A 14,041-nucleotide genomic window follows, 5' to 3' on the forward strand; every position below is an offset into this window, starting at 1 on the left:
CTCTTCTCGCTAATCCAACCGGCAACCCCGCTTGTGAAAAGCATTTTGTAACAAAGGGGGGCAATAGCCATAACAAAAACGCGTAACAAAAGTGTCTATAATCACGGCAGAAAAGTCCACATTGATTATTTGCACGGCGTCACACTTTGCTATGCAATAGCATTTTTATCCATAAGATTAGCGGATCCTGCCTGACGCTTTTTTTCGCAACTCTCTACTGTTTCTCCATACCCGTTTTTTTGGATGGAGTGAAACGATGGCGATTGCAATTGGCCTCGATTTTGGCAGTGATTCTGTGCGAGCTTTGGCGGTGGAATGCGCCACCGGTGAAGAGATCGCCACCAGCGTAGAGTGGTATCCCCGTTGGCAGGAAGGGCAATTTTGTGACGCCCCGAATAACCAGTTCCGTCATCACCCGCGTGACTACATTGAGTCAATGGAAGCGGCGCTGAAAACCGTGCTGGCAGAACTTAGCGCCGAACAGCGCGCAGCGGTGGTCGGGATTGGCGTGGACACCACCGGCTCCACGCCTGCACCAATCGACGCCGACGGCAACGTGCTTGCGCTGCGCCCGGAGTTTGCCGAAAACCCGAACGCGATGTTCGTTTTGTGGAAAGACCACACGGCGGTTGAAGAAGCGGAAGAGATCACCCGCTTGTGTCATACACCGGGCAAAACTGACTACTCTCGCTATATTGGCGGTATTTATTCCAGCGAATGGTTCTGGGCAAAAATCCTGCATGTGACTCGCCAGGATAGCGCCGTGGCGCAATCTGCCGCATCGTGGATTGAACTGTGCGACTGGGTACCCGCCCTGCTCTCCGGCACCACACGCCCGCAGGATATTCGCCGCGGACGCTGTAGCGCCGGGCATAAATCTCTGTGGCACGAAAGCTGGGGCGGTTTACCGCCAGCCAGTTTCTTTGATGAGCTGGACCCGATCCTCAATCGCCATTTGCCTTCCCCGCTGTTTACTGACACCTGGACTGCCGATATTCCGGTGGGCACCTTATGCCCGGAATGGGCGCAGCGTCTCGGTCTGCCTGAAAGCGTGGTGATTTCCGGCGGCGCGTTTGACTGCCATATGGGCGCAGTCGGCGCGGGCGCACAGCCTAACGCGCTGGTAAAAGTTATCGGTACTTCCACCTGCGACATTCTGATTGCCGACAAACAGAGCGTTGGCGAGCGTGCAGTTAAAGGCATTTGCGGTCAGGTTGATGGCAGCGTGGTTCCTGGATTTATCGGTCTGGAAGCAGGTCAGTCGGCGTTTGGTGATATCTACGCCTGGTTTGGTCGCGTACTCGGCTGGCCGCTGGAACAGCTTGCCGCCCAGCATCCGGAACTGAAAGAGCAAATCAAAGCCAGCCAGAAACAACTGCTTCCGGCGCTGACCGAAGCATGGGCTCAAAACCCGTCTCTGGATCACCTGCCAGTGGTACTCGACTGGTTTAATGGTCGTCGCACGCCAAACGCTAACCAACGCCTGAAAGGGGTGATTACCGACCTGAACCTCGCTACCGACGCTCCGCTATTGTTCGGCGGTTTAATTGCCGCTACCGCTTTTGGCGCGCGCGCAATTCAGGAGTGCTTCACTAACCAGGGAATCGCCGTAAACAACGTGATGGCGCTGGGCGGCATTGCACGGAAAAACCAGGTGATTATGCAAGCCTGCTGCGACGTGCTGAATCGCCCGCTGCAAATTGTTGCCTCTGATCAGTGTTGCGCGCTCGGTGCGGCGATTTTTGCTGCCGTCGCCGCAAAAGTGCATGCCGACATCCCATCAGCCCAGCAAAAAATGGCCAGTGCGGTAGAGAAAACCCTGCAACCACGTACCGAACAGGCACAACGCTTTGAACAGCTTTATCGCCGCTATCAGCAATGGGCGATAAGCGCCGAACAACATTATCTTCCAACTTCCGCCCCGGCACAGGCTGCCCAGGCCGTTCCGACTCTATAAGGACACGACAATGACGATTTTTGATAATTATGAAGTGTGGTTTGTAATTGGCAGCCAGCATTTGTATGGCCCGGAAACCCTGCGTCAGGTCACCCAACATGCCGAGCACGTCGTTAATGCGCTGAATACGGAAGCGAAACTGCCCTGCAAACTGGTGCTGAAACCGCTGGGTACCACGCCGGACGAAATCACCGCAATTTGCCGCGATGCCAATTACGACGATCGTTGCGCGGGTCTGGTGGTATGGCTGCACACCTTCTCCCCGGCCAAAATGTGGATCAACGGCCTGACCATGCTCAACAAACCGTTGCTGCAATTCCACACCCAGTTTAACGCGGCGCTACCGTGGGACAGCATCGACATGGACTTTATGAACCTGAACCAGACTGCACATGGCGGTCGCGAGTTCGGTTTCATCGGCGCGCGTATGCGTCAGCAACATGCCGTCGTTACCGGTCACTGGCAGGATAAACAAGCACATGAGCGTATCGGCTCCTGGATGCGTCAGGCGGTATCTAAACAGGATACCCGTCATCTGAAAGTCTGCCGTTTTGGCGATAACATGCGTGAAGTGGCGGTCACTGATGGCGATAAAGTTGCCGCACAGATCAAGTTCGGTTTCTCCGTCAATACCTGGGCAGTTGGCGATCTGGTGCAGGTGGTGAACTCCATCAGCGACGGCGATGTTAACGCGCTGGTCGATGAGTACGAAAGCAGCTACACCATGACACCTGCCACACAAATCCACGGCGAAAAACGACAGAACGTGCTGGAAGCGGCGCGTATTGAGCTGGGGATGAAGCGTTTCCTGGAACAAGGTGGCTTCCACGCGTTCACCACCACCTTTGAAGATTTGCACGGTCTGAAACAGCTTCCTGGCCTGGCCGTACAGCGTCTGATGCAGCAAGGCTACGGCTTTGCGGGCGAAGGCGACTGGAAAACTGCCGCCCTGCTTCGCATCATGAAGGTGATGTCAACCGGTCTGCAGGGCGGCACCTCCTTTATGGAGGACTACACCTACCACTTCGAGAAAGGTAATGACCTGGTGCTCGGCTCCCACATGCTGGAAGTCTGCCCGTCGATCGCCGTAGAAGAGAAACCGATCCTCGACGTTCAGCACCTCGGTATTGGTGGTAAAGATGATCCTGCCCGCCTGATCTTCAATACCCAAACCGGTCCGGCGATTGTCGCCAGCCTGATTGATCTCGGCGATCGTTATCGTCTGCTGGTTAACTGCATCGACACGGTGAAAACACCGCACTCCCTGCCAAAACTGCCGGTGGCGAATGCGCTGTGGAAAGCGCAACCGGATCTGCCAACCGCTTCCGAAGCGTGGATCCTTGCTGGTGGTGCGCACCACACCGTCTTCAGCCATGCGCTGAACCTTAACGATATGCGCCAGTTCGCCGAGATGCACGACATTGAAATCACGGTGATTGATAACGACACCCGCCTGCCAGCGTTTAAAGACGCGCTGCGCTGGAACGAAGTGTATTACGGATTTCGTCGCTAAGTAGCCGCATCCGGCATTCAGCGCCTGATGCGACGCTGCCGCGTCTTATCAGGCCTGCGCGCTGCGATTTTGTAGGCCGGATAAGCAAAGCGCATCCGGCACGAAGGAGTCAACATGTTAGAAGATCTCAAACGTCAGGTTTTAGAAGCCAACCTGGCGCTCCCAAAACACAACCTGGTCACTCTGACCTGGGGCAACGTCAGCGCCGTTGATCGCGAGCGCGGCGTCTTTGTGATCAAACCTTCCGGCGTCGATTACAACATCATGACCGCCGACGATATGGTCGTGGTCAGCATCGAAACCGGTGAAGTGGTTGAAGGTACGAAAAAGCCCTCCTCCGACACGCCAACTCACCGACTGCTCTATCAGGCATTCCCGTCCATTGGCGGCATTGTGCACACGCACTCGCGCCACGCCACCATCTGGGCGCAGGCGGGCCAGTCAATTCCGGCAACCGGTACCACCCACGCCGACTATTTCTACGGTCCCATTCCCTGCACCCGCAAAATGACCGACGCAGAAATCAACGGCGAATATGAGTGGGAAACCGGTAACGTCATCGTAGAAACCTTCGAAAAACAGGGTATCGATGCAGCGCAAATGCCCGGCGTTCTGGTCCATTCTCACGGTCCGTTTGCGTGGGGTAAAAACGCCGAAGATGCGGTGCATAACGCTATCGTGCTGGAAGAGGTCGCTTATATGGGGATTTTCTGCCGCCAGCTGGCCCCGCAGCTCCCTGATATGCAGCAAACCTTGCTGGATAAACACTATCTGCGTAAGCATGGTGCAAAGGCGTATTACGGGCAGTAACGACTGTATAAAACCACAGCCGGTCAAACGAAACCAGGCTATACTCAAGCCTGGTTTTTTATTGGATTTTCAGCGTGGCGCAGGCAGGTTTTATCTTAACCCGACACTGGCGGGATACCCCTCAAGGGACCGAAGTTTCTTTCTGGCTGGCAACGGACAACGGGCCGTTGCACGTTACGCTTGCGCCGCAAGAGTCCGTGGCGTTTATTCCCGCCGATCAGGTTCCCCGTGCTCAGCATATTTTGCAGGGTGAACAAGGCTTTCGCCTGACACCGCTGGCGTTAAAGGATTTTCACCGTCAGCCGGTGTATGGCCTTTACTGTCGCGCCCATCGCCAGTTGATGAGTTACGAAAAGCGCCTGCGTGAAGGTGGCGTTACCGTCTACGAGGCCGATGTGCGCCCGCCAGAACGCTATCTGATGGAGCGCTTCATCACCGCTCCGGTGTGGGTCGAGGGAGATATGCGCAATGGCGCTATCGTTAATGCCCGTCTGAAACCGAATCCCGACTATCGTCCGCCACTCAAGTGGGTTTCTATTGATATTGAAACCACTCGCCACGGTGAGCTGTACTGCATCGGCCTGGAAGGTTGCGGGCAGCGCATTGTTTATATGCTGGGGCCAGAGAATGGCGATGACTCCGCGCTCGATTTCGAACTGGAATACGTCGCCAGCCGCCCGCAGCTGCTGGAAAAACTTAACGCCTGGTTTGCAAATCACGATCCCGATGTGATCATCGGCTGGAACGTGGTGCAGTTCGATCTGCGAATGCTGCAAAAACATGCCGAGCGTTACCGTATTCCGCTGCGTCTGGGGCGCGATAACAGCGAGCTGGAGTGGCGCGAGCACGGCTTTAAAGACGGCGTCTTTTTCGCCCAGGCCAAAGGCCGGCTAATTATCGACGGTATCGAGGCGCTGAAATCCGCGTTCTGGAATTTCTCTTCATTCTCGCTGGAAACTGTCGCTCAGGAGCTATTAGGCGAAGGAAAATCTATCGATAACCCGTGGGATCGAATGGACGAAATTGACCGTCGTTTCGCCGAAGATAAGCCCGCGCTGGCGACTTATAACCTGAAAGATTGCGAACTGGTGACTCAGATTTTCCATAAAACAGAAATCATGCCGTTTTTGCTCGAACGAGCAACGGTGAACGGCCTGCCAGTAGATCGGCACGGGGGATCGGTGGCGGCGTTTGGTCATCTCTATTTTCCCCGTATGCACCGCGCTGGTTATGTCGCGCCTAATCTCGGCGAAGTGCCGCCGCACGCCAGCCCTGGCGGCTACGTGATGGATTCGCGGCCAGGGCTTTATGATTCGGTGCTGGTACTGGACTACAAAAGCCTGTACCCGTCAATCATCTGCACTTTTCTGATTGATCCCGTCGGGCTGGTAGAAGGCATGGCGCAGCCTGATCCAGAGCACAGCACCGAAGGTTTTCTCGATGCCTGGTTCTCGCGGGAAAAACATTGCCTGCCGGAGATTGTGACTAACATCTGGCACGGGCGCGATGAAGCCAAACGTCAGGGCAACAAGCCGCTGTCGCAGGCGCTGAAGATCATTATGAATGCCTTTTATGGCGTGCTTGGCACTACTGCCTGCCGCTTCTTCGATCCGCGCCTGGCGTCGTCGATCACCATGCGTGGTCATCAGATCATGCGGCAAACCAAAGCATTGATTGAAGCGCAGGGCTACGACGTGATCTACGGAGATACCGACTCAACGTTTGTTTGGCTGAAAGGCGCACATTCGGAAGAAGAGGCGGCGAAAATCGGTCGTGCACTGGTGCAGCACGTTAACGCCTGGTGGGCGGAAACGCTGCAAAAACAACGGCTGACCAGTGCGCTGGAACTGGAGTATGAAACCCATTACTGCCGTTTTCTGATGCCGACCATTCGTGGAGCCGATACCGGCAGCAAAAAACGCTACGCCGGGCTGATTCAGGAGGGCGACAAACAGCGGATGGTGTTTAAAGGGCTGGAAACCGTGCGTACCGACTGGACGCCGCTGGCCCAGCAGTTTCAGCAGGAGCTGTACTTGCGCATCTTTCGCAACGAGCCATATCAGGAGTACGTGCGTGAAACTATCGACAAACTGATGGCGGGCGAACTGGATGCGCAACTGGTTTACCGTAAACGGCTTCGCCGTCCGCTGAGCGAATATCAGCGTAATGTACCGCCACATGTACGCGCTGCACGCCTTGCCGATGAAGAAAACCAAAAACGTGGTCGCCCCTTGCAATACCAGAACCGTGGCACCATTAAGTACGTATGGACCACCAACGGCCCGGAGCCGCTGGACTATCGACGTTCGCCGCTGGATTACGAACACTATCTGACCCGCCAGCTTCAACCTGTGGCGGAAGGAATACTCCCCTTTATTGAGGATAATTTTGCTACACTTATGACCGGGCAACTTGGGCTATTTTGAGCAAAAAAAGAGTTCGTCAGATACCATTTTGATGCGTGACGAATGCCTTGCCATCCAGTACCATAGCGCCCTTTCCATTCCTGGACCTGAATAACACCACTACCACATTAGCCTGGTAGCGGGTAGTTATTGCCTGCAATTAAAGATATAGAGCCAAACACATATGCCTTTTACACTTGGTCAACGCTGGATCAGCGATACAGAAAGCGAATTAGGACTTGGAACCGTTGTCGCGGTGGATGCGCGAACTGTCACATTACTTTTCCCATCTACTGGTGAAAACCGTCTGTACGCACGCAGTGATTCCCCCGTGACCCGCGTGATGTTCAACCCTGGTGATACCATTACCAGCCATGACGGCTGGCAGATGCTAGTCGAAGAAGTAAAAGAAGAAAATGGCTTGCTGACCTATATCGGTACTCGCCTGGATACTGAAGAGTCCGGCGTGGCCCTGCGTGAAGTTTTCCTTGATAGCAAACTGGTGTTCAGCAAACCGCAGGACCGTTTGTTTGCCGGGCAGATTGACCGTATGGACCGCTTTGCGCTGCGTTATCGCGCGCGTAAGTATTCCAGCGAACAGTTCCGTATGCCGTACAGCGGCCTGCGCGGTCAGCGTACCAGTCTGATCCCGCACCAGCTCAACATCGCTCATGATGTTGGTCGCCGCCATGCGCCGCGCGTTCTGCTGGCTGACGAAGTGGGTTTAGGGAAAACCATTGAAGCCGGGATGATCCTGCATCAGCAGTTGCTCTCTGGCGCTGCTGAACGTGTGCTGATTATCGTACCGGAAACTTTACAGCATCAGTGGCTGGTGGAAATGCTGCGCCGTTTCAACCTGCGCTTTGCGCTATTTGATGATGAGCGTTATGCCGAAGCTCAGCACGATGCTTACAACCCGTTCGACACCGAACAGCTGGTGATTTGCTCGCTGGATTTTGCCCGTCGTAGCAAACAGCGTCTGGAACACCTCTGTGAAGCCGAATGGGACCTGCTGGTGGTCGATGAAGCGCATCACCTGGTGTGGAGCGAAGACGCGCCGAGCCGCGAATATCAGGCTATTGAACAACTGGCAGAGCACGTGCCGGGCGTTCTGCTGCTGACCGCAACCCCGGAACAGCTGGGAATGGAAAGCCACTTCGCCCGTCTGCGTCTGCTGGACCCGAACCGTTTCCACGATTTCGCGCAGTTCGTTGAAGAGCAGAAAAATTATCGTCCGGTTGCAGACGCCGTTGCCATGCTGCTGGCAGGTAACAAACTGAGCAATGACGAACTGAACATGCTTGGCGAGATGATCGGCGAGCAGGATATCGAGCCGCTGTTGCAAGCAGCAAACAGCGACAGCGAAGATGCACAGAGCGCCCGTCAGGAACTGGTTTCGATGCTGATGGATCGCCACGGCACCAGCCGCGTGCTGTTCCGTAACACGCGTAACGGTGTGAAAGGCTTCCCGAAACGCGAGCTGCACACTATTAAGCTGCCGCTGCCGACGCAGTATCAGACGGCTATTAAAGTCTCCGGCATTATGGGCGCACGTAAAAGTGCAGAAGATCGCGCTCGCGATATGCTCTACCCGGAGCGTATTTATCAGGAATTTGAAGGTGATAACGCCACCTGGTGGAACTTCGATCCGCGCGTTGAGTGGCTGATGGGCTACCTGACCAGCCATCGCTCTCAGAAAGTGCTGGTGATCTGCGCCAAAGCGGCCACTGCGCTGCAACTGGAGCAAGTACTGCGCGAACGTGAAGGTATTCGCGCCGCGGTGTTCCACGAAGGCATGTCGATTATCGAACGTGACCGCGCTGCCGCCTGGTTTGCTGAAGAAGACACCGGTGCGCAGGTACTGCTGTGCTCGGAAATCGGCTCTGAAGGACGTAACTTCCAGTTCGCCAGCCACATGGTAATGTTCGATCTGCCGTTCAACCCGGATCTGCTGGAGCAGCGCATTGGTCGTCTGGATCGTATCGGCCAGGCGCACGATATTCAGATCCATGTGCCTTATCTGGAAAAAACCGCTCAGTCGGTACTGGTGCGCTGGTATCACGAAGGTCTGGATGCATTCGAGCACACCTGCCCGACCGGACGCACTATTTACGATAGCGTATACAACGATCTGATTAACTATCTGGCTTCACCGGATCAAACCGAAGGCTTTGACGATCTGATCAAAAACTGCCGCGAGCAGCATGAAGCGCTGAAAGCACAGCTGGAACAGGGTCGTGACCGCCTGCTGGAAATCCATTCCAACGGTGGCGAAAAAGCCCAGGCACTGGCAGAAAGCATTGAAGAGCAGGATGACGATACCAACCTGATCGCCTTCGCCATGAACCTGTTCGATATTATCGGTATCAATCAGGACGATCGCGGCGACAACATGATCGTGCTGACGCCGTCCGATCATATGCTGGTGCCGGACTTCCCTGGTCTGTCGGAAGATGGCATCACCATCACCTTTGATCGTGAAGTGGCGCTGGCGCGTGAAGATGCGCAGTTTATTACCTGGGAGCATCCGCTGATCCGCAACGGTCTGGATCTGATCCTCTCTGGCGATACTGGTAGCAGCACGATTTCACTGTTGAAAAACAAAGCATTGCCGGTAGGTACACTGTTGGTAGAGCTGATTTACGTGGTTGAAGCCCAGGCGCCGAAGCAGTTGCAGCTTAACCGCTTCCTGCCGCCGACACCGGTACGTATGCTGCTGGATAAAAACGGCAACAACCTGGCAGCGCAGGTTGAGTTTGAAACCTTTAACCGTCAGCTTAACGCGGTTAACCGTCACACCGGCAGCAAACTGGTTAACGCCGTGCAGCAGGATGTTCACGCTATCCTTCAGCTGGGTGAAGCGCAGATCGAGAAATCTGCCCGTGCATTGATTGATGCGGCGCGTAACGAAGCCGACGAAAAACTGTCTGCCGAGCTGTCTCGTCTGGAAGCGCTGCGTGCGGTGAACCCGAACATTCGTGACGACGAACTGACCGCCATTGAAAGCAACCGTCAGCAGGTAATGGAAAGCCTGGATCAGGCAGGCTGGCGTCTGGATGCCCTGCGTTTGATCGTTGTGACGCATCAGTAACGGAGCCGAAAATGGGGATGGAAAACTACAATCCACCGCAGGAACCCTGGCTGGTTATCCTGTATCAGGATGACCACATTATGGTGGTCAACAAGCCGAGCGGTTTGTTGTCTGTACCGGGTCGTCTGGAAGAACACAAAGACAGCGTGATGACGCGCATTCAGCGTGATTATCCGCAGGCAGAATCGGTGCATCGTCTGGATATGGCTACCAGCGGGGTGATTGTAGTGGCGCTGACCAAAGCCGCGGAGCGGGAATTAAAACGCCAGTTCCGCGAGCGCGAGCCGAAAAAGCAGTATGTGGCCCGCGTCTGGGGGCATCCATCCCCCGCAGAAGGTCTGGTGGATCTGCCGCTGATTTGCGACTGGCCAAACCGCCCGAAACAGAAAGTCTGTTACGAAACGGGTAAACCTGCGCAGACGGAGTATGAAGTGGTGGAGTATGCGGCGGATAACACGGCAAGAGTGGTGTTAAAGCCGATTACCGGGCGTTCACATCAATTGCGTGTGCATATGCTGGCGCTGGGTCATCCGATTCTCGGCGATCGTTTTTATGCTTCACCAGAAGCGAGAGCAATGGCACCGCGTTTGTTGCTACATGCAGAGATGTTGACGATTACCCATCCGGCATATGGCAATAGTATGACGTTTAAAGCGCCAGCGGATTTTTAATCGTCACGCTGGCGAAGTTCGGTAGGCCGGAGAAGGCGCTCACGCCACATCCGGCAATTTTGCGCCGATTGCCTGATGCGACGCGGGCCGCGTCTTATCAGGTCTACACTTTGAAACTTATTTAAATCCTTTCTGCTGCTTAATCAGCTCATACGCCTGCTGAATTTCCTGTGCTTTCTGCTTCGCCATCTCCATCATCTCAGGCGGCAAACCTTTCGCCACCAGCTTATCCGGATGGTGTTCACTCATCAGCTTACGGTAGGCGCGTTTAATGGTGGTCGCCTCATCCGTTGGCTTCACGCCCAGCACATTACAGGCATCTTCCAGCGTCGGGCCACGCTGCGCTTGCTGCCAGTTACCACCGCCAGATTGCTGCTGATAACCGCCGCCAAACTGTGCACCGCCCTGCATCATGCGCAGAAACTGATCAAACTGGGCGCGGGAGATCCCTAATTCTTCAGCAATGACATACAGCACCGCTCGCTCATTTGGATGCAGCGAACCATCAGCAAACGCCGCCTGAATCTGGATCTCCAGAAACATACGAATTAAATCAAAACGCCCGAAGCAGACACTGCGGAACTGACGCATCTTTTCGCGCAGTGGGTAATTGTCTGATTTTCCCACCCGGAACGCATTTTGCGCCGCAGTACGGGAAGCACCATGCAGATTCATTCGCTCCATCAGCTGGCTGGCGATATGAATATCAGCCTCGGTAACGCGACCTTTGGATTTGGTTAAATGCCCCATCACTTCAAAAGTGGTGGCAAAAAACAGCGCCTGACGCTCGCGCTGGTTGGCGAACCACGCCATCTTGCGGCTACGGGCTTTATCAAACATATGGCCAATTAACAGGCCTAACACTACGCCCCAAAAGCCGCCGCCCATCAGTAAGGCCACGGCCACGCCAATGATTTTTCCCCAATACTGCATATATTCCCCAAATGGACTTACGGAAACCAGCGCTATCTCCCACAATATAAAGGTGCTTTTACCGTTTTCCGGCTACGGTCAATTGTGGGACATCGCCTATAATTTGCATTATCATACCTGTCATTCAATGCCGTGCCTAACACCACAGACGCTATTCGGACAGGATTAACACTAGCGTAGAGATGACGAGTACGTTAGTCTCTGACCGTTTGTCACGCGCAACGTTACCGATGATGGAACAATAAAATCAACGTATGAAAAAACGTATCCCCACTCTCCTGGCCACCATGATTGCCACCGCCCTTTATAGTCAACAGGGACTGGCAGCCGACCTCGCCTCACAGTGCATGTTGGGCGTGCCAAGCTATGACCGTCCTCTGGTACAGGGCGATACCAATGACTTACCCGTGACGATTAATGCTGACCATGCAAAGGGGAACTACCCCGATGACGCCGTGTTTAGCGGCAGCGTGGATATCATGCAGGGTAACAGCCGTCTGCAGGCCGATGAAGTACAGCTTCATCAAAAAGAGGCGCCAGGACAACCGGAGCCGATACGTACCGTCGATGCGCTCGGTAATGTCCATTACGACGATAACCAGGTGATCCTCAAAGGGCCAAAAGGCTGGACGAATCTGAACACCAAAGACACCAACGTCTGGGAAGGTGATTATCAGATGGTGGGGCGTCAGGGGCGCGGTAAAGCAGACCTGATGAAACAGCGTGGCGAAAACCGCTACACCATTCTGGATAACGGTACTTTTACCTCCTGTCTGCCAGGTTCTGATACCTGGAGCGTGGTGGGTAGCGAAATTATTCATGACCGCGAAGAACAAGTTGCAGAGATCTGGAACGCCCGTTTTAAAGTGGGTCCGGTTCCGATCTTTTACAGCCCCTATTTACAGTTGCCGGTGGGTGACAAACGCCGTTCTGGTTTCTTGATCCCGAACGCCAAGTACACCACCACCAACTACTTTGAGTTCTACCTGCCGTATTACTGGAACATCGCGCCAAATATGGATGCCACCATCACGCCGCATTATATGCATCGTCGTGGCAACATTATGTGGGAAAACGAATTCCGTTATCTCACCCAGGCCGGCGCAGGCTTGATGGAACTGGACTATCTGCCTTCGGATAAAGTCTATGAAGATGAACATCCAGAAGATAGCAATTCACGCCGTTGGTTGTTCTACTGGCAACACTCCGGAGTGATGGATCAGGTTTGGCGCTTTAACATCGACTACACCAAAGTCAGCGACCCGACCTATTTCAATGATTTTGACAATAAATATGGTTCCAGTACCGATGGTTATGCCACGCAAAAATTCAGCGTGGGCTATGCGGTGCAGAACTTTGACGCCACGCTTTCGACGAAACAATTCCAAGTTTTTGATGATACCAGTGGCAACAGCTATGCCGCGGAACCGCAGTTAGACGTCAACTACTACCATAACGATCTCGGCCCGTTTGATACCCGTATTTATGGTCAGGCAGTGCATTTTGTTAATACAAACAGCAATATGCCGGAGGCTACTCGCGTTCATCTGGAGCCGACGATCAACCTGCCGTTATCCAACACCTGGGGCAGTATCAATACCGAAGCGAAGCTGCTGGCGACCCATTATCAGCAGACCAATCTCGACTGGTATAACAGCAACCCACAAAACAATAAGTTGGCAGATTCTGTTAACCGCGTAATGCCGCAATTTAAAGTTGACGGCAAAATGGTCTTCGAACGTGATATGGAAATGCTGGCGCCGGGTTACACCCAGACGCTGGAGCCGCGCGCACAATACCTGTATGTGCCGTATCGCGATCAGAGCGACATCTATAACTATGACTCCTCATTGCTGCAATCCGACTACTCGGGCCTGTTCCGGGACCGGACTTATGGCGGTCTTGACCGTATTGCTTCCGCGAACCAGGTCACGACCGGTATCACAACTCGCGTATATGATGATGCAGCCGTTGAACGTTTTAATATTTCCGTTGGTCAAATCTACTATTTCACGGAGTCTCGCACCGGCGATGACAACATAACATGGGAGAATGACGACAAAACGGGCTCACTGGTATGGGCAGGCGATACCTACTGGCGCATCTCCGAACGCTGGGGATTGCGTGGCGGCATTCAGTACGATACTCGTCTGGATAACGTAGCCACCAGCAACACCAGCATTGAATACCGTCGGGATGAAGACCGTCTGGTACAGCTGAACTACCGCTACGCCAGCCCGGAATATATTCAGGCTACGCTGCCTAAATACTATTCCACTGCCGAGCAGTATAAGAATGGCATTTCGCAGGTGGGTGCAGTCGCTAGCTGGCCAATCGCCGATCGTTGGTCGATTGTCGGGGCGTACTACTACGACACCAACGCGAACAAGCAAGCCGACTCAATGTTAGGTGTGCAATACAGCTCCTGCTGCTATGCGATCCGCGTCGGTTATGAGCGTAAGCTGAACGGTTGGGATAACGATAAACAACATGCGATATATGACAACGCAATCGGCTTTAACATCGAACTTCGCGGCCTGAGTTCCAACTACGGTCTGGGTACGCAAGAGATGCTGCGTTCGAACATTCTGCCGTATCAAAACTCTTTGTGATTTGTTGATTTACCACGTAATCCGCAGTGCGGTTAATTGAAATGGAAAA

General features: G+C 54.0%; 8 protein-coding genes. 7 read left to right on the top strand and 1 reads right to left on the bottom strand.

Annotation, left to right across the window (positions count from 1 at the left end):
• Positions 1–256: 256 nt before the first annotated feature.
• From araB to rluA, 6 genes are all read left to right on the top strand, one after another.
• Positions 257–1,957 carry a ribulokinase gene (gene araB / locus FEK46_RS11945; protein ID WP_135560087.1) on the top strand — a complete coding sequence of 567 codons (1,701 nt, stop codon included), beginning with the start codon at positions 257–259 and terminating at the stop codon, positions 1,955–1,957.
• 10 nt (positions 1,958–1,967) lie between these two features.
• Positions 1,968–3,470, top strand: coding sequence for an L-arabinose isomerase (araA, locus tag FEK46_RS11950; RefSeq protein WP_000151750.1), 1,503 nt, complete (start codon positions 1,968–1,970; stop codon positions 3,468–3,470).
• A 114-nt stretch (positions 3,471–3,584) separates the two neighbouring features.
• Positions 3,585–4,280: an L-ribulose-5-phosphate 4-epimerase gene (gene araD / locus FEK46_RS11955; RefSeq protein WP_130204885.1), complete on the top strand. Its 696-nt coding sequence runs from the start codon at positions 3,585–3,587 to the stop codon at positions 4,278–4,280.
• A 74-nt stretch (positions 4,281–4,354) separates the two neighbouring features.
• Complete coding sequence (gene polB / locus FEK46_RS11960; RefSeq protein WP_135560088.1) at positions 4,355–6,706, top strand: DNA polymerase II; 2,352 nt, start codon at positions 4,355–4,357, stop codon at positions 6,704–6,706.
• Between the two features lie 163 nt (positions 6,707–6,869).
• Positions 6,870–9,776: an RNA polymerase-associated protein RapA gene (gene rapA, locus FEK46_RS11965; protein WP_135560089.1), complete on the top strand. Its 2,907-nt coding sequence runs from the start codon at positions 6,870–6,872 to the stop codon at positions 9,774–9,776.
• 11 nt (positions 9,777–9,787) lie between these two features.
• A complete protein-coding gene (gene rluA, locus FEK46_RS11970) occupies positions 9,788–10,447 on the top strand; it encodes a bifunctional tRNA pseudouridine(32) synthase/23S rRNA pseudouridine(746) synthase RluA (RefSeq protein ID WP_000525176.1) in 660 nt (219 codons plus the stop codon).
• A gap of 117 nt (positions 10,448–10,564) precedes the next feature.
• Here the strand turns inward: rluA and djlA are convergent, their stop codons facing one another.
• Positions 10,565–11,380: a co-chaperone DjlA gene (gene djlA / locus FEK46_RS11975; protein WP_130204881.1), complete on the bottom strand. Its 816-nt coding sequence runs from the start codon at positions 11,378–11,380 to the stop codon at positions 10,565–10,567.
• A gap of 254 nt (positions 11,381–11,634) precedes the next feature.
• On the opposite strand from djlA, the gene lptD reads away from it, so the two are divergent.
• Positions 11,635–13,992 (top strand): LPS assembly protein LptD, encoded by a 2,358-nt coding sequence (lptD, locus tag FEK46_RS11980; RefSeq protein WP_130204879.1) that lies wholly within the window; start codon positions 11,635–11,637, stop codon positions 13,990–13,992.
• The last annotated feature ends 49 nt before the right edge of the window (positions 13,993–14,041 follow it).

Source organism: Escherichia sp. E4736 (genome assembly GCF_005781225.1).
In the GTDB taxonomy this organism is placed as follows: domain Bacteria; phylum Pseudomonadota; class Gammaproteobacteria; order Enterobacterales; family Enterobacteriaceae; genus Escherichia.